Genomic DNA, 16,709 nt, shown 5'->3' with positions numbered 1-16,709 from the left:
GACGGTCCCCCCGGTCGTCAGGCCGTTCGGCTCAGAAGCCGCCGCGGGCTGCGGTGCGCAGGTCCGCGTTGAGCGTGCTGATGACGTCGAGCGGGATCTCCTTGGGGCAGGCAGCGGCGCACTCGCCGATGTTGGTGCACCCGCCGAAGCCCTCGAGGTCGTGCGTCTCGAGCATCTTGACGACGCGGCCGCCACGCTCGGGCTGACCCTGCGGCAGCTCACCCAGGTGGGTGACCTTGGCGCCGAGGAAGAGCATGCCCGAGGCGTTGGGGCAGGCCGCGACGCATGCGCCGCAGCCGATGCACTTGGCGGAGTCGAAGGCGCGGTCGGCCTTCTCCTTCGGCACCGGCACCGAGTGCGCCTCGGGGGCGGCACCGGTGTTGACGGAGACGTAGCCGCCGGACTGGATGATCCGGTCGAAGGCGCTGCGGTCGACGACGAGGTCACGGATCACCGGGAAGGCGTTGGCCCGCCACGGCTCGATCGTGATGGTCTCGCCGCTGCGGAAGGAGCGCATGTGCAGCTGGCAGGTTGTCGTCCGCTCGGGGCCGTGGGCCTCACCGGAGATCATCAGGCCGCACATGCCGCAGATACCCTCGCGGCAGTCGCTGTCGAAGGCGATAGGCTCGGTGCCCTCGCCGATCAGCTGCTCGTTGAGGACGTCGAGCATCTCCAGGAAGGACATGTCCGGGGAGATGTCCTTGACCTGGTAGGTGACGAGTTCGCCCTTCGCCGTGGGTCCGGCCTGGCGCCAGATCTTGAGGGTCAGTTCCATGCTCACTTGTAGCTCCGCTGCTTCAGCTCGATGAACTTGTAGTTCAGGTCTTCCTTGTGCAGGACGGGTGCGTCCTCGCCGAACTCCCAGGCCGCGACGTACGCGAACTCGTCGTCGTGGCGCAGGGCCTCGCCGTCCTCGGTCACGGACTCGGCACGGAAGTGACCGCCGCAGGACTCTCGGCGGTGCAGCGCGTCGATGCACATGAGCTCACCGAGCTCCAGGAAGTCGGCCACCCGGCCGGCCTTCTCGAGGCTCTGGTTGAGCGAGTCCGCGCTGCCGAGCACCCGGACGTTGGTCCAGAACTCGTCCTTGAGCGCGCGGATCAGGCCGATGGCCTTGCGCAGGCCCTCGTCCGTGCGCTCCATGCCGCAGTACTCCCACATGATGTTGCCGAGCTCGCGGTGGAAGGAGTCGACGCTGCGCTCACCGTTGATCGAGAGGAACTTCTCGATCCGGTCGGTGACCGCGGTCTTCGCCTCGACGACGGCCGGGTGGTCCTCGGCGATCTTGTCGAACGAGCCCTTGGCCAGGTAGTCCCGGACGGTGTTGGGCAGGACGAAGTAGCCGTCGGCGAGGCACTGCATGAGCGAGGAGGCGCCCAGGCGGTTGGCCCCGTGGTCGGAGAAGTTGGACTCACCGATCGAGAAGAGGCCCTCGACCGACGTCTGCAGGTCGTAGTCGACCCACAGGCCACCCATCGTGTAGTGCACGGCGGGGTAGATCCGCATTGGCACCTCGTAGGGGTTCTCGCCGGTGATGCGGGCGTACATGTCGAAGAGGTTGCCGTACTTCTCCTCGACGGCCGCCTGGCCCAGCCGCTCGATGGCGGCGGCGAAGTCCAGGTAGACGCCCCGGCGCATCTGGCGCGGGTTGCCCTCCGCGTCGACCTCGTCGACGAGCGGGCCGACGCCGCGTCCCTCGTCGCACATGTTCTTGGCCTGGCGCGAGGCGATGTCACGGGGCACGAGGTTGCCGAAGGCGGGGTAGATCCGCTCCAGGTAGTAGTCGCGGTCCTCCTCGGGGATCTGCCGCGGGTCCTTGTCGCAGTCCTCGGCGCGCTTGGGCACCCAGATGCGGCCGTCGTTGCGCAGCGACTCCGACATCAGGGTCAGCTTCGACTGGTGGTCGCCGGAGACCGGGATGCACGTCGGGTGGATCTGCGTGTAGCACGGGTTGGCGAAGTAGGCGCCCTTGCGGTGCGCCCGCCACGCGGCCGTGACATTGCAGCCCATCGCGTTGGTGGAGAGGAAGAAGACGTTGCCGTAGCCGCCGGTGGCGAGCACGACGACGTCGGCCAGGTGGGTCTCGATCTCGCCGGTGACCATGTCGCGGGCGATGATGCCGCGGGCGACACCGTCGACGATGACGACCTCGAGCATCTCGTGGCGGCTGTACTCGGTGACCGTGCCCTTGGCGACCTGGCGCTCCATGGCCTGGTAGGCGCCGATGAGCAGCTGCTGACCGGTCTGGCCGGCCGCGTAGAAGGTCCGGGCGACCTGGACGCCACCGAAGGAGCGGTTGTCGAGGAGACCGCCGTACTCGCGGGCGAAGGGGACGCCTTGGGCGACGCACTGGTCGATGATGTTGGCGCTGACCTGGGCCAGGCGGTACACGTTGGTCTCGCGGCTGCGGTAGTCGCCGCCCTTGACCGTGTCGTAGAAGAGGCGGTAGACGGAGTCGCCGTCGTCGTTGTAGTTCTTCGCGGCGTTGATGCCACCCTGCGCGGCGATGGAGTGCGCGCGGCGGGCGCTGTCCTGGTAGAAGAAGCTCTTGACGTTGTAGCCGGCCTCGCCCATCGTGGCGGCGGCCGAGGCACCGGCGAGGCCGGTGCCGACGATGATCACGTCGAGCTTGCGACGGTTGGACGGGTTGACCAGTGCGGAGTCGAACTGGTGCTGCGTCCACATCGCGTTGATGTCGACGTCGGGCGCCTTGGTGTCCGCGACGGGCGCGCCCTCGGAGAAGTACTCGCTGAGAGTGTCGGTCATGGTGAGGAGGCTCCTGCTCAGAGACTGTCGATGAAGATGTAGACGGGCGGGACGAGGAACCCGACCACGATCACCGCAGCGATGACGGTTCCGATCACCCGGGCGCGCGCACGCGCCCTGGCGGTGTTGTTCAGACCCATCGTCTGCGAGGCGCTGTAGACGCCGTGGTAGAGGTGCATGCCGAGCGCGACCATGGCGATGACGTAGATGAGCAGGACCCACCACGTCGCGAACGCCGCGCTGATCATCACGTACGGCGACTCCTTGATGGCCGCCGCGTCGGCCGCACCGTAGAGGTTCGGCTTGACGATCGTGAACTGGATCAGGTGGAAGACCACGAAGGCCAGGAGAGCGAGGCCACCCCAGCGCATGGTGCGCGAGGCGAGCGTCGAGTGGACGTTCTTCTTCACCTGGTACCTGACCGGGCGGGCGGCGTTGTTGCGACCGATGAGCTTCAGCGCGGCGTAGACGTGCCCGACGAGCGCGAGAACCAGGACGATGCGCACGATCCACAGCAGACCCTCGTACGGGAGCATCGGCTCCCCGAAGGTCCGCAGGTGGTGCGCGTACTCGTCGAAGGCTTCCTGACCGGCCAGGGCCTTCAGGTTGCCGTACATGTGCAGGAGCACATACAGGATGAAGATGACGCCAGTGCCTGCCATGAGCAATTTGAGCCCGATCGAGGACGACGCCACCCCCTTCTTCTTCGCGGGGAGGGTCGTAGTAGCCACGGGGTCAAGGTACCGCCTTGTGAGCGGGCACACGCCACCGGTTCCGCCCTTCGCCATGTGACCTTGGTCCGGTTACCGTGCCGTAATAGGCAACACGTCCGTCGCAATAACCTCGCGGGACACCGCGCCGAGGAGGCCCTCATGGACGACTCACCCGCCGCGGAGACGATCGTCTCGGCGACCACGCCCCGGGGGGAGATCGCGCTGCGCGAGCGAGCAGATCCCGACGGGGGCGTCGTGCACGAGCTGATCATCGCGGGGACCTTCGCGGTGGACAGCCTCGACACCTCCACCGAGACCAGGCTCGCCGAGGAGTCGCTGTCCCGCACGGCGGCACCCGAGCGCGTGCTGGTCGCCGGCCTCGGTCTCGGGTTCACCACCTGGCAGGTCCTGAAGGACAAGCGGGTGCGGCACGTCGACGTCGTCGAGATCGAGGCCGACCTCGTGCAGTGGGCCCGCCTCGGCCTCGCCCCCACCCTCGGGCTCGTGGCCCGTCACCCCCGCGTGGGCGTCCACGCCGGGGACGTCGCCGGGGTCCTGCGCGGCGAGGCCACCCCGGTCGGCCCGTGGGACCTGGTCCTCCTGGACGTCGACAACGGACCGAGCTTCCTCCTCCACGAGGGCAACGAGCGGCTGTACCGGCCCGAGGCCCTCGCCGCAGCCCTGGCGCAGGTGTCGCCCGGCGGGACCCTCGCGATCTGGGCCGCCCAGCGCGAGCCGGAGCTCCTCACGAGCCTCGAGCGCCTTGCCCCCACCGAGGAGGTCGTCCTCGAGGTCGAGCGCCAGGGCCGCCGCCTCGAGTACGCGCTCTACCTGACCTCTGCATTGCCCTAGGGCAATGCAGACGAACGGTCAGGCGGAGGCCGCCGCCCGGGCAGCGAGCGGCAGCGCCGCCGTGATCGTCTCCAGGGCGGAGGCGTCGAGGGCGTCGGACACGAACCAGACCTCGAAGGCGCTCGGCGGGAGGTGCACGCCGGCCTCGAGCATGGCGTGGAAGAAGCGGCCGTAGGCCGCGGTGTCCTGGGCCTGCGCGTCGGCGAAGGAGGTGACCTCCCCTTCGCGGAAGAAGATCGAGAACATCGAGCCCGCCCACTGCACCCGGTGCGCGACGCCCTCGGCGGACAGCGCCGCGGACGCGGCGTCGGCGATCGTGCGGGCCGTGGTCTCCAGGCGCGGGTAGAGGTCCTCGGTGCAGGCGCGCAGCGTCGCCAGGCCGGCGGCGGTCGCGACAGGGTTCCCCGACAGCGTGCCCGCCTGGTAGACCGGCCCCTCCGGTGCGAGGTGCGCCATGAGGTCGGCGCGGCCGCCGAAGGCCGCGGCCGGGAAGCCGCCGCCCATGACCTTGCCGAAGGTGAAGAGGTCCGGGGCCCCGCCCGCGTACCCGCCGGGGTGCGCGCCCTGCGGACCCGTCTCGAGGCCGTACCAACCCGAGCGGCTCGCGCGGAAGCCCGTCATGACCTCGTCGCTGATGAGCAGTGCGCCGTGCCGGGCGGTGACCCGGCGCAGCCCCTCGGTGAACCCGGGCGCGGGCGGGACGACGCCCATGTTGCCCGGGGCCGCCTCGGTGATGACCGCCGCGATCTCCTCGCCACGCACGGCGAAGAGCTCCTCGACAGCCGCGAGGTCGTTGTACGGCAGGACCACCGTCTCCCCCGCCGCGGAGGCGGGCACGCCGGCCGAGTCCGGCAGGGCGAAGGTCGCGACGCCCGAGCCCGCCTGCGCGAGCAGTGCGTCGACATGCCCGTGGTAGCAGCCGGCGAACTTCACGATGACCGAGCGCCCGGTCGCGCCCCGCGCCAGGCGAAGGGCGGACATCGTCGCCTCGGTCCCGGACGAGACCAGGCGAACCTGCTCGAGCGGCTCGACGCGGTCGACGATCTCGGCGGCCAGGGCCACCTCGTTCTCGCTCGGGGTGCCGAAGGAGAAGCCCTTGCCTGCGGCCGTGGTGACCGCCGCGAGGACGTCCGGGTGCGCGTGGCCGAGGATCATCGGCCCCCACGAGCAGATGAGGTCGACATAGCGGTTGCCGTCGACGTCGACGAGCGTCGCGCCCTGCGCGCTCTCGATGAACCGCGGGACGCCGCCGACGCCGCCGAAGGCGCGCACCGGCGAGTTGACCCCACCGGGGATCACCTCGCGCGCGCGGTCGAAGAGGGCCTGCGAGCGGGTCGTCGAGAGCGTCATGCCCTCATCCTCCCAAGGTCGCGGTCCTCGAGGGCACACGGGGCAGGGCCACCTGCCATCACGGGCGCCGGTGCGTTCAGTCGTCGAGGCCGATCTCGTGGTGCCCCGGCGCGAGCCGGTCGCGCACGACCGCCATCGCCTCACCGAGCGCCGCGAACTGCTCGGGCGTGAGCGCATCGACGAGGTGCCGGCGCACGGACTCCACGTGCACGCTGGCGAGCGCGCCCAGGGCGTCCCGGCCGGCGTCGGTCATGAGGATCTCGACCCCCCGGCCGTCGTCGGAGGAGCGGCAGCGCTCCACCCACCCGCGCTTCTCCAGGCGCGAGGCGGTGTGCGTGACGCGGGAGCGCGACTGGATGATGTCGTCGGCCAGGCGTGACATGCGCATGCGTTGCCCGGGCGACTCCGAGAGCATCGAGAGCAGCTCGTACTCGGTGAGCTGGATGTCGTGCGGCGCGAGGTCGTCGACGAGGGCACGCTCGAGCAGCCGCACGCCGCGCAGGTACGCGCGCCAGTGCTGCTGCTCGTCCTCGTCCAGCCAGCGCGTCCCGCTCACAGCCGCCCCGCCACCTCGAGCGCGAAGTACGTGAGGATGATCTGCGCGCCGGCCCGCTTGATGTGCAGCAGCGACTCCGTGACGGCCGCGTCGCGGTCGATCCAGCCGCGCTCGGCGGCAGCGACGATCTGCGCGAACTCGCCGGAGATCTGGTAGGCCGCGACGGGCACGGTCGAGACCTCGGCGGCCGCCGCGACGATGTCGAGGTGCGGCTGCGCCGGCTTGACCATGACGATGTCGGCGCCCTCGGCGAGGTCGAGGTCGATCTCGCGCAGCGCCTCGGTCGCGTTGGCCGGGTCCTGCTGGTACGTCGCCCGGTCACCGCTCAGCGAGGACTGGACGGCCTCGCGGAAGGGCCCGTAGAGGGCGGAGGTGTACTTCGCGGCGTAGGCCAGCACGAGCGTGTCGGTGTGGCCGGCCGCGTCCAGGGCGGCGCGCACGTGCGCGACCTGGCCGTCCATCATCCCGGAGAGCCCCAGCACGTGGGAGCCGGCCTCGGCCTGCGCGATCGCCATCGCGGCGTAGCGCTCGAGCGTCGCGTCGTTGTCGACGACGCTGCGGCCGTCGAGGGTGCTCGTGAGCACCCCGCAGTGGCCGTGGTCGGTGAACTCGTCGAGGCACAGGTCGGTCATGACGACGAGGCGGTCCCCGACCGCGTCGACGACGGCCCTCGTGGCCAGGTTGAGGATGCCCTGCGGGTCGTCGGCGCCGGAGCCCCGGGCGTCCTTGGCCACCGGCACGCCGAAGAGCATGATCCCGCCGATGCCCGCGTCCACGCACGCCTGCGCCTCGTCGACGAGCGACTCGAGCGTGTGCTGCACGACGCCGGGCATCGAGGAGATCTCGACCGGCTCGTGGATCCCCTCGCGCACGAAGACCGGCAGGACGAGGTCCGCCGGGTGCAGGCGGGTCTGCGCCACGAGACGACGAAGGGGGACGCTCCCCCGCAGTCGTCGCGGTCGCACGACCGGTCCGCGAGGTGCTGCGTCGCCCACGCTCACCCCTTCGCCTTGCGGCGGGTCGTCGACTTCTTGCGGCGGGCGCTCGGGCGGGTCGGCTCCTCACCGGCGGCCACGGCGGCGGCGGCCAGCTCGCGACCGTGGTCGGCGAGGGCCTGGACGAGGCTCTCGCCGGTGGCCTCGGGCGCCATGACGTCGACCCGCAGACCGGCCTCCTCGGCGGTCTTGACCGTGGCCGGACCGATGCAGGCGATGACCGTCGACGGGTGCGGCTTGCCGGCGATGCCGACGAGGTTGCGCACCGTCGAGGACGAGGTGAAGACGACGGCGTCGAAGGCGCCCTGCTTGATCGCGTCGCGCACCGGCGCCGGCGGCGGGGTCGCCCGCACCGTGCGGTAGGCCGTGACGTCGTCGACCTGCCAACCCATGTCCTGCAGACCGGCGACGAGCGTGTCGGTCGCGATGTCGGCCCGCGGGAGGAAGACCCGGTCCATCGGGTCGAGCACCTCGTCGTAGGGCGGCCAGACCTCGAGCAGCCCCCGGGCCGACATCTCGCCGTCGGGCACGAGATCGGGCTCGAGGCCCCACTCGCGCAGGGCGTCGGCGGTGACCCCACCCACCGCGGCGATCTTCAACCCGGAGAACGCGCGGGCGTCGAGACCGAACTCCTCGAACTTCTCGCGGATGGCCTTGACGGCGTTGACCGAGGTGAACCCGATCCACTGGTAGCGACCGGTGACGAGCCCGCGCACGGCGCGCTCGACGGCCTGCGGCGTGCGCGGCGGCTCGACGCTGATCGTCGGGACGACCTCGCTGGTCGCGCCGTGGCCGAGCAGCTGCCGGGTCATCGGGCCGGCCTGGTCCTTGGTGCGCGGGATGAGCACCCGCCAGCCGAAGAGCGGCTTGCTCTCGAACCACGAGAGGGTGTCGCGCAGCCCGACCGTCGAACCGACGACCGCGAGCGTGGGCACCTCGAGCCCGGCGACGGCGTCGGCCGCCCCCTGCAGGGTCGTCGCCCGGGTCGTCTGCGCGGTCGTCGTGCCGCCCCGGGTCACGGCGACCGGGGTGTCCGCGGCGCGCCCGGCGGCGAGCAGGTCGCCGAAGGCGGCGGCCAGGTGGTCGGGCAGGCCGAGCAGGACCAGGGTCACGTCGTCGGCGACCGAGGCGGACAGGTCCGCGCGCTTGGCCCCGGTGAGGCTCACGACGTGGACCGCGCCGGTGGAGCGCGCGGTGAGCGGGATGCCGGCGTACGCCGGGACGGCGCTCACGGCCGAGACGCCGGGGACGACGTCGAAGTCGATGTCGGCCTTGACGAGGGCCTGCGCCTCCTCGGCGAGTCCGTTGAAGGTCGCGGGGTCGCCGTCCATGAGCCGCACGACGAGACCGCCCTTGTGCGCCTTGGCCGTCTTGACGACGAGCTTGGCGCGGGAGGCGTGGGTCAGCTGCTGCCCGTGCTCGCCGTGGCTGGCATCGACGATCTCGACGTCGCCCGAGGTGAGCGAGCCGACGACCGCCTCGTTGGTCAGCTGGTCGGTGATGACCGCGTCAGCACGACCCAGCAGGTCGACGGCGGCGACGGTCATGAGTGACGCGTCACCGGGACCGGCGCCGACGAAGGCGACGCGGGCCGGCCGGCGGGAGGCGTCGACGTGGGCGGGTGCGGCAGAGCGCTGGGGGGTCACTGGGCATGCTCCGAAGCGGTGGTGGGGTGGGTGGCTGACAGGTCGGCGATGGCGGGGGCGCCGTCGTCGACCAGCGTGCGGGCGAGGCGGCGGCCGAGGGCCTCCGCGTCGGTGAGGGGGCCGGTGATCGACCGGCGCAGGTCCGCGGTGCCGTCGGTCGCGGCGATCACGGCCCGCAGCGAGAGGACCGGGCCGTCGACGTCCTCGACGACCTCGCCGAGCGCGCCGACGGGTGCGGCGCACCCTGCGCTCAGCTCCGCGAGGATCGCGCGCTCCGCGGTGACGGCCGCGCGCGTGTCCGGGTCGTCGAGGGGGCGAAGGGAGGCGATCACCACCTCGTCGTCGGAGCGGCACTCGACGGCCAGGGCACCCTGGCCGGGCGCGGGCAGCATCTGGATCGGCTCGAGCAGCTCGGTGATCCGGTCGGTGAGGCCGAGCCGCGTGAGCCCGGCGTGCGCGAGCACGACGGCGTCGAGCTGGTCCTCGCCGGGACCGACCATGTCGAGGCGGGTGCCGAGGTTGCCGCGGATGTCGCGGAACTCCAGCCCGAGCCCGAGGGCCGCCAGCTGGGCGCGACGGCGCGGGGACCCGGTCCCGACGACCGACCCCTCGCCGAGCTCGCCCAGGGTCAGTCCGTCTCGGGCGCAGAGCGCGTCGCGCGGGTCGACCCGCGGGGGGATCGCGGCGACGACGAGACCGGGCTCCTGCACGGCCGGCAGGTCCTTGAGCGAGTGCACGGCGAGGTCGATCTCACCCGCGTGCAGGGCCTCGCGGAGCGCGCTGGCGAAGACACCGGTCCCGCCCATGCTGGCCAGCGAGGCGCGGTTGGTGTCGCCCTCGGTGACGACCTCGACGAGCTCGACCTCGTGGCCGGCTGCCCGCAGGGCATCGGCGACGTGGCCGGACTGGGTCATCGCGAGCGCGGAGCGCCGCGTGCCGAGGCGGAGCGCGGTCACAGGGCACCCCCTTCGGCGTGGAGGTCGAAGAGCTGGCGCAGGGCGTCCTCGTACTCGCCGAAGCGGCCGTCGATCGCCAGCTCCTTGGCGCGCACGGTCGGCTGGTGCAGGAGCTTCTCGACGATACGGTGGACGGCGAGCTCGACCTCGGCACGGTCGGCCCCCGACATGTCCGGGGTTCGCTGGTCCAGGCGGGTCAGCTCACGCTCGACGACCTGCTGGGCGGCGGTGCGCAGCGCACGCACCGTGGGTCCGGCGATGCTCGCCGCGCGCTTGCCGAGGTGCTGGGTGACGGCGTCACCGACGATCGCGCGCGCCTGCTCGACCTCGGGCAGGCGGCCGTCGGAGCCGAGCAGGTCACCGAGGTCGGCGAGACCGAGGCGGGTGACGCCACGCAGGTCGGCGACCTCGTGGGCCACGTCGTGCGGGAGGGCGAGGTCGATGAAGGCCTGCGGGCGACCGCCGCGGGCGACCTGCGCGTCGGCGACGTCGGGCAGGGTGATGGCCAGACCGGTCGAGCCGGTGCACGAGATGACGACGTCCGCGTCGGCGAGCGCGTCGACGAGCTCGTGGGCGGGGCGGGCCGACCCGCCGAGGCGCTCGGCCAGCGCCGCGCCCCGCTCGTGGGTGCGGTTGACGACGGTCAGCTCGGCGACGCCGCGACGCACGCAGCTGGTGGCCGCCAGGGCGCTCATGGCGCCGGCACCGACGACGAGCACGTGCGCCTGCTCGAGGTCACCGAGGTGCTCCCGGGCGGCGTCGAGACCGGCGCCGACGAGCGAGCGGGAGACCTCGTCGATGGCGGTCTCGCTGTGCACCCGCTTGCCGGTGCGCAGGGCCTGCTGGACGAGGGAGTTCAGGCTCGGGCCGACATGACCCTCGCTCTGGCCGCGGCCGAGCGCGTCCCTCAGCTGCCCGAGGATCTGCGACTCCCCCACCGCCATCGAGTCGAGCCCGGCGGCGACGTTGAAGACGTGGGCGACGGCGGCGTCGCCGTAGTGCAGGTCGAGGTGGGCCTTGAGGTCGTCGTGGGTGATGCCCGTCGAGGACGTCATCGCCTCGGTGAGGTCGGCCACGGCCCCGTGGAAGGCGCTGACCTCGGCGTAGACCTCGGTGCGGTTGCACGTCGCGACGACGAGGTGCTCGGTGATGTCGGGGCTGGCGGTCGCCGCCGCGATGATCGCGGCGAGGCTGGACTCGTCGAGCGCCGCCCGCTCGAGGACGGAGATCGGGGCCCGACGATGGTTGAGCCCGAAGGCGAGCAGACTCATCTGGCGGCCCCTTCCAGGAAGTCCTCTGGACTGGCCCCGAAGCGCTGCTGCTCGTGGAAGGCGAGGATCTGCAGCTCCGTGGACAGGTCGACCTTGCGCATGTGGACTCCCTCGGGGACCTGGATGGCCGTGGCGGCGAAGTTGAGGATCGAGCTGACCCCCGCGGCGACGAGGAGGTCGGCGACCTCCTGGGCGGAGCCGGCGGGGGTCGCGATGACCCCGATGCAGGCCTCGCCGGGACGGACGAGCGCGTCGAGCGCGTCCATCGGTTGGATCGCGAGGTCGTCGAGCCTCTCGCCGACGACGAGCGGGTCGCGGTCGAGCAGGGCGACGACCTTGAACCCCTTGGTGGCGAACCCGCCGTAGGAGGCGAGCGCGCGGCCCAGGTTGCCCATCCCGACGATGATCACGGGCCAGTCGTGGGTCAGGCCGAGCGCCCGGGAGATCTGGTAGTTCAGGTGGGCCACGTCATAGCCGACGCCGCGGACGCCGTACGAGCCGAGGTGGCTGAGGTCCTTGCGCAGCTTGGCCGAGGTGACACCGGCGCTGTGGGCGAGCTCCTCGGAGGAGACGGACAGCACGCCCTGGGAGGTCATCTGGCCGAGTGCCCGCAGGTATCCGGGGAGTCGCGCGACCGTTGCGTCGGGGATGTCCCGCTTGGCGGTCTGATCGACGGACACGGTTGCCCTCGGCTCCTCTCCCGGTCGGGGGGCGCGGCGCCTGACGACCGAACAGGATCGAGATTACGCTCTTGTGAACAAATGCACAAAGTCAGCCGTCAGGCGAGACCAGCGGGGGCGGACGCGTCCCCTCAGGGGCGAAGGGCGGCGCGCAGCCTCCCTTCGTCGACCCGGTGGTAGTCGTGCTGGCGGCCGTCGACGAAGGTCACCGGCACCTCCTCGGTGTACCGGGCCAGACGCGGGTCCGCGTCGATGTCGACCTCGGCGAAGCTGTCGCCGGTCTCGGCGACGACCCCCTCGATGACCCCCCGTGCGATCTCGCACAGGTGGCAGCCCTGCCGGCCGATCATGACGACCCGGGCGCCGGGCAATGCATCCATACCTGCTCCTAGAAGAAGACCGAGCGACGGGTGACGAGGACCGAGTACAGGGTCTGCTGGATCGTCTCGCGCACCTGGTCGGTCAACTCGAAGACGAGCATCGGGTCGTCCGCCGCCGCCGGTCCGAGGGAGGCGGTGTCGATCGGCTCGCCGAACTCGATGATCCACTTGCTCGGCAGGGGGATCAGACCGAGCGGGCCCAGCAGCGGGAAGAAGGGCGTGATCGGGGCATAGGGGGCGCCGACGAGGCGGGCGACCGTCTTCATGTTGCCGATCATCGGGTAGACCTCCTCGGCCCCGACGACGGAGCACGGGATGATCGGCACCTCCGAGCGGATCGCCGCCGAGACGAAGCCACCCCGACCGAAACGCTGCAGCTTGTAGCGCTCACGGAAGGGTTTGCCGACGCCCTTGAAGCCCTCGGGCCACACGCCGACGAGCTCACCACCGCGCAGCAGGCGCTCCGCGTCGGCGTTGGAGGCCAGGGTCGCGCCCGTCTTCCGGGCGAAGTCGCCCACGACCGGCAGCTGGAAGACGAGGTCGGCGCCGAGCATCCGCAGGAAGCGGCGCTGGGGGTGGGCGTCGTGGATCGCCAGCTGGGTGATGACCGAGTCGATCGCGATGGTGCCCGAGTGGTTGGAGACGAGGAGCGCACCGGTGTCGGCCGGGATGTTCTCGATCCCCCGGACCTCGACGCGGAACCACTTGTCCTTGAGCAGGCGCAGCACGGGGAAGACCGTGTGGATCGTGAAGTCCTCGTCGAAGCCGAAGTCGTCGACCGCGTAGTCGCCCCTGACCCGACGCTGGAGGAAGTGCAGCGTCTCGGCGAAGCGCCGCTCCCACTCCTCACCCGCCGCGGCGCCGGCCGCTTGGCCGAGCGTGCGCGAGGTGAGCTGACCGGCGGAGAGCAGCACCGACAGCAGCTCCGCCAGGCCCGGCACGATCGTCTGGCCGGAGTCGGGCGTGCCGGTCGACGCGGTCCGCGACTGCTGCTGCGGGGTCGTGGCGGACGGGCGGGCTGCGGTGGAGGTGCTCCTGCGGGCCGGCGGTCGGCGGGGGCCGGCCGCGGGCTTCGCCGTCGTGCGCCGGACGGTGGGCGGCCCGCCGTCCGGGCCGGGCACGACGGTGAGGTTGGGCTTGCGGGGCGGCCGGGGCTTCTTGGGCCGGGCGGGCGTGGTGCTGCGCGCGGCCGGGGCCGACGGCACCTCCGCCGAGGGACCGGTGAGCAGCGGCGTGGTGCGACGACGAGCCCGCTCGCCCCCGGCGCGGTCGGCCGCGAGGGCGACGCTGGAGCGCGGCGCGGAGGCTGCCGTGGTCTTCTTCGCCGTCGTCTTCTTCGCCGTCGTCTTCTTCGCGGCGGCCTTCTTCGTGGCGGCCTTCTTCGCGGGAGCCGTCGCACTCTTCTTCGTGGCGGTCTTCCTGGCCGTGGACTTCTTGGCGGTACGGTCGGCCATCACTTCTCGCTCTCGGGTGTGGGCGCCACGGCGCGCATCGCGGCCTCGGCGGCCTGGACTGCGGACCAGCCGGGCTGCGCGAAGGGCAGGCGGTCCATGACCCGGCCCTTCGTCGCCCGGGCGTAGTCCTCGTAGGCGGCCCGGGTCGTGTACGCCGGCTCGAAGCCGAGGTGCTCGCGCATGCGGGTGGTGTCCAGACCCCGGCCGAAGCTCAGCAGGTCGAGCTGGTCGGAGCCGATGTCGATGAGGCCGAACTTCTTGGCCAGGTCGGTGACCATGCCGGTCGCGGCCCGCGGCACGAGCGCATAGGGACGGCCGGCGAGGTTGGCGGCCTGGCTGGCGGTGATGATCCCGTCGCCGGCGACGTTGACCGCGCCGAGCCCCGGGAGGCCGACCGCCGTGGCCATCGCCGCGACGCAGTCGTCCTCGTGGACGAACTGCAGGCGCGCGTCGTACCCGAACGGGATGGGGATCACCGGGAGGCTGAAGTGGTCGGTGAAGGCGGTGCGGATGCGTGGGCCGATGACATTGGCGAAGCGCAGCGTCGTGATCTCGATGTCCGGGCGCCGTCGTGACAGGCCGCGCACGTAGCCCTCGACCTCGACGCTGTCGCGCGCCCAGCCCGACCTGGGCATCCGCTTGGCGGACATGTCCTCGGTGAACATCGCGGGGTCACGTGGGCTCGAGCCGTAGACCCCGGCGGTCGACTTCACGACCAGCTTGCTCACCGACTCGGCCCGCTGGCACGCCGCGAGGAGCTGCATCGTGCCGATGACGTTGATCTCCTTCTGCGTCGCCCGACCACCGCCGGCGCGCGGCGTGGCGATGACCGCCATGTGCACGACGGTGTCGACGTCGTTGCCCGCGATGATCCGGCTGATGAGCGGGCTGCGGATGTCGGCGCGCATGAACTCGGCGCGGCCGATGCCGTGGCGTGGCGGCACCACGTCGACGCCGATGATCCGGCCGACGGACTCGTCGCGGCTCAGCCGTCGGGCGAAGGCACCGCCGAGGTGGCGGGAGACGCCTGCGATGAGGACGGTCTCGGGCACCGGGACACCTTCCTGTGGAGATGGACCCGTGGGTCGGGGCACTGTGGGCAGCCTAGTCACGCGGCCCTGCGCGGGGGGCCGTTCAGCCGCCTGGCGGGCGCGGAGAGATCGGGATCACGACGGGGACGACGAAGGGGGCCCCACCGGTCATCCGGTCGGGGCCCCCTTCGTGCGGGTCACTTCTTGTTGCGACGCTGGTGGCGCGTCTTGCGCAGCAGCTTGCGGTGCTTCTTCTTCGCCATGCGCTTGCGACGCTTCTTGATGACAGAACCCATGCGGACGTCCTTCGGTGTTGATCGGTGCTTTCGGTGGTGGCTCGAGCGATGCCGGCCTTGCGGCGCAGGCCCCACCGAGTACGAGTCAGACGGCAGAGTTTACCCGACTCCCGCGGGAGGCTCGCGCCCGGGGAGTCGGGACGGGTCGGGCCCGAGCTCTCAGGCCGTCTCGATGAACGACGTCTCGAGGTAGGTGTGCACCGCGTCCTCGGGGACTCGGAAGCTACGACCGACGCGGACGGCCGGCAGGTCACCGTTGTGGACCATGCGGTAGACGGTCATCTTCGACACCCGCATGATCGACGCGACCTCAGCCACGGTGAGGAAGTGCACCTCACCCAGTCGATCGTTGGACATGATCACCTCGACATCTCCGCAGGGCCGCACCACCGACCCATGTCGGCAGACGTCAACGAGCCCCGCAGATGACAACCATAGGGGCAGATGTGACGACTGTGAAGACTGGAGGACAGATTCACCCCCGCCGTCCACCCGACACGCCGGGAAGCGGCGGAAAATCGGTCCTACTCGTACCAGACGTCGAGACCGTGGAGCGGGAAGACCGCCTCGCGGGCGGCCATGATCGCCCGGTCCACGCCGCTGTGCGGGTTGTAGCCCATGCTCCACGGCTGCACCCAGATCGGCAGGTCCTGCGGCTCCAGGTCGCCCATGCGCTCCGGGCCGCGCTCCCCCGAGATCTTCTCCACGTGCGCGCGCCAGGGCTCCGGGATCGGGGTGTCCGCCGGGATCGGCTTGTGGGCGGCGATGGCGGTGAGGTGGGTCCAGGCGCGGGGCACCGCCCCTACCAGGTCGTAGCCGCCCCCGCCGAAGGCGACCCACCGTCCGTCGCAGACCTCGTGGGCGAGGCGGTGCAGGTTGACCGCGGCCTGGCGCTGGGCGTCGGTCGTGAGGGACATGTGCGCGAGCGGGTCCTCGCGGTGGGTGTCGCATCCGTGCTGGGTGAGCAGGATCTGGGGCTCGAAGGCGCGCACGACCGGGGCCGCCACCGCGGTGATGGCGCGCAACCACGGGCCGTCGGTCACCCCGGGCGGGAGGGCGACGTTGACCGCGGTGCCCTCGGCCCCGGGCCCACCCGTGTCGCCCGGCCATCCGGTCCCGGGGAAGAGGGTGCGTCCCGACTCGTGGATCGAGACCGTGAGCACCCGGGGGTCGTCGTAGAAGATCTCCTGCACGCCGTCGCCGTGGTGGACGTCGACGTCGACGTAGGCCACGCGCTCGACGCCCTGGTCGAGCAGCCACTGGATCGCGGCAGCGATGTCGTTGTAGACGCAGAACCCTGCGGCCCGCTCGCGCATCGCGTGGTGCATGCCCCCGGTGAAGTTCACCCCGTGCTCGGCCTCGCCGACCCACACCCGGCGCGCTGCCTCGACCGAGCCGGCCACGATCCGCGCGCTCGCCTCGTGCATCCCCACGAAGGCCGGGACGTCGTCGGTGCCGATGCCCCACGTCCCGTCGGCGCTCGCGGGGTCCGCGGAGCCGGCGCGGACCGCGTCGACGTACGCGCGCGAGTGGACGGTGGCGAGCACCTCGTCGGTGGCCACGTCGACGTCGACGACCTCGACGTCGTCGAAGACCCCGAGCTCGCGGCACAGTCGCGCCGTGAGGTCGAGACGCACCGGTGCCATCGGGTGCCCGGGACCGAAGTCGTATCTGGTGAAGTCCTCGCCCCAGATGGCGCACACCTGCGTGCTCATGGGTTGGACGCTACCCGGATATAGGGTTTTCTCCACGACCACCCCGAC

The 16,709-nt window shown here is 71.6% G+C and carries 17 protein-coding genes; 1 reads left to right on the top strand and 16 read right to left on the bottom strand.

The window, feature by feature from the left end:
- Positions 1 to 31 precede the first annotated feature (31 nt).
- From JT1_RS00805 to JT1_RS00795, 3 genes are read right to left on the bottom strand one after another with little or no spacing between them, the layout of a single operon-like run.
- Entirely contained in the window at positions 32 to 775 is a 744-nt protein-coding gene (locus JT1_RS00805; protein WP_068321515.1) for a succinate dehydrogenase/fumarate reductase iron-sulfur subunit, read from the bottom strand.
- Between the two features lie 2 nt (positions 776 to 777).
- Positions 778 to 2,766 (bottom strand): fumarate reductase/succinate dehydrogenase flavoprotein subunit, encoded by a 1,989-nt coding sequence (locus JT1_RS00800; RefSeq protein ID WP_068321513.1) that lies wholly within the window; start codon positions 2,764 to 2,766, stop codon positions 778 to 780.
- Between the two features lie 17 nt (positions 2,767 to 2,783).
- Positions 2,784 to 3,497: a succinate dehydrogenase cytochrome b subunit gene (locus tag JT1_RS00795; RefSeq protein ID WP_068321510.1), complete on the bottom strand. Its 714-nt coding sequence runs from the start codon at positions 3,495 to 3,497 to the stop codon at positions 2,784 to 2,786.
- 141 nt (positions 3,498 to 3,638) lie between these two features.
- Here JT1_RS00795 and JT1_RS00790 point away from each other — a divergent pair, with 141 nt between their 5' ends.
- Positions 3,639 to 4,331, top strand: coding sequence for a spermine/spermidine synthase domain-containing protein (locus tag JT1_RS00790; protein ID WP_068321508.1), 693 nt, complete (start codon positions 3,639 to 3,641; stop codon positions 4,329 to 4,331).
- 18 nt (positions 4,332 to 4,349) lie between these two features.
- Here the strand turns inward: JT1_RS00790 and hemL are convergent, their stop codons facing one another.
- The 13 genes from hemL to JT1_RS00730 form a co-directional block, all read right to left on the bottom strand.
- Positions 4,350 to 5,681, bottom strand: a complete 1,332-nt coding sequence (gene hemL / locus JT1_RS00785; RefSeq protein WP_068321505.1) for a glutamate-1-semialdehyde 2,1-aminomutase — start codon at positions 5,679 to 5,681, stop codon at positions 4,350 to 4,352.
- A 76-nt stretch (positions 5,682 to 5,757) separates the two neighbouring features.
- Positions 5,758 to 6,237, bottom strand: a complete 480-nt coding sequence (locus tag JT1_RS00780; RefSeq protein WP_068321501.1) for a MarR family winged helix-turn-helix transcriptional regulator — start codon at positions 6,235 to 6,237, stop codon at positions 5,758 to 5,760.
- Entirely contained in the window at positions 6,234 to 7,232 is a 999-nt protein-coding gene (hemB, locus tag JT1_RS00775; RefSeq protein WP_068321498.1) for a porphobilinogen synthase, read from the bottom strand. Before hemB ends, JT1_RS00780 begins: the two co-directional genes overlap by 4 nt.
- Before the next feature lie 2 nt (positions 7,233 to 7,234).
- On the bottom strand, positions 7,235 to 8,878 hold the full coding sequence (locus JT1_RS00770) for a bifunctional uroporphyrinogen-III C-methyltransferase/uroporphyrinogen-III synthase (protein WP_068321495.1): 1,644 nt from the start codon (positions 8,876 to 8,878) through the stop codon (positions 7,235 to 7,237).
- A complete protein-coding gene (gene hemC / locus JT1_RS00765; RefSeq protein WP_068321492.1) occupies positions 8,875 to 9,834 on the bottom strand; it encodes a hydroxymethylbilane synthase in 960 nt (319 codons plus the stop codon). Before hemC ends, JT1_RS00770 begins: the two co-directional genes overlap by 4 nt.
- Positions 9,831 to 11,105, bottom strand: coding sequence for a glutamyl-tRNA reductase (locus JT1_RS00760; protein WP_068321489.1), 1,275 nt, complete (start codon positions 11,103 to 11,105; stop codon positions 9,831 to 9,833). The genes hemC and JT1_RS00760 overlap by 4 nt, the downstream gene beginning before the upstream one ends.
- The gene (locus JT1_RS00755) at positions 11,102 to 11,785 is read right to left on the bottom strand and encodes a redox-sensing transcriptional repressor Rex (protein WP_068321486.1); all 684 of its coding nucleotides are present in this window, start codon (positions 11,783 to 11,785) and stop codon (positions 11,102 to 11,104) included. The genes JT1_RS00760 and JT1_RS00755 overlap by 4 nt, the downstream gene beginning before the upstream one ends.
- A 131-nt stretch (positions 11,786 to 11,916) precedes the next feature.
- Positions 11,917 to 12,165 carry a glutaredoxin family protein gene (locus JT1_RS00750; protein ID WP_068321483.1) on the bottom strand — a complete coding sequence of 83 codons (249 nt, stop codon included), beginning with the start codon at positions 12,163 to 12,165 and terminating at the stop codon, positions 11,917 to 11,919.
- Positions 12,166 to 12,173: 8 nt separating this feature from the next.
- The gene (locus tag JT1_RS17655) at positions 12,174 to 13,619 is read right to left on the bottom strand and encodes a lysophospholipid acyltransferase family protein (protein ID WP_082807379.1); all 1,446 of its coding nucleotides are present in this window, start codon (positions 13,617 to 13,619) and stop codon (positions 12,174 to 12,176) included.
- The gene (locus JT1_RS00740; RefSeq protein WP_169701783.1) at positions 13,619 to 14,671 is read right to left on the bottom strand and encodes an NAD-dependent epimerase/dehydratase family protein; all 1,053 of its coding nucleotides are present in this window, start codon (positions 14,669 to 14,671) and stop codon (positions 13,619 to 13,621) included. The genes JT1_RS17655 and JT1_RS00740 overlap by 1 nt, the downstream gene beginning before the upstream one ends.
- A gap of 176 nt (positions 14,672 to 14,847) precedes the next feature.
- Positions 14,848 to 14,946 carry a 30S ribosomal protein bS22 gene (locus JT1_RS17650; RefSeq protein ID WP_003792170.1) on the bottom strand — a complete coding sequence of 33 codons (99 nt, stop codon included), beginning with the start codon at positions 14,944 to 14,946 and terminating at the stop codon, positions 14,848 to 14,850.
- Positions 14,947 to 15,105: 159 nt separating this feature from the next.
- Complete coding sequence (locus JT1_RS00735; RefSeq protein WP_068322435.1) at positions 15,106 to 15,303, bottom strand: helix-turn-helix domain-containing protein; 198 nt, start codon at positions 15,301 to 15,303, stop codon at positions 15,106 to 15,108.
- Positions 15,304 to 15,470: 167 nt separating this feature from the next.
- Positions 15,471 to 16,661, bottom strand: coding sequence for an acetoin utilization protein AcuC (locus tag JT1_RS00730; protein WP_068321480.1), 1,191 nt, complete (start codon positions 16,659 to 16,661; stop codon positions 15,471 to 15,473).
- Positions 16,662 to 16,709 lie beyond the last annotated feature (48 nt).

It is taken from the genome of Janibacter terrae NBRC 107853, from assembly GCF_001591405.1.
Classification (GTDB): domain Bacteria; phylum Actinomycetota; class Actinomycetes; order Actinomycetales; family Dermatophilaceae; genus Janibacter; species Janibacter terrae.
The sequence above is the reverse complement of the archived record's forward strand: the minus strand, read 5'-3'. Positions and strand labels throughout refer to the sequence as shown.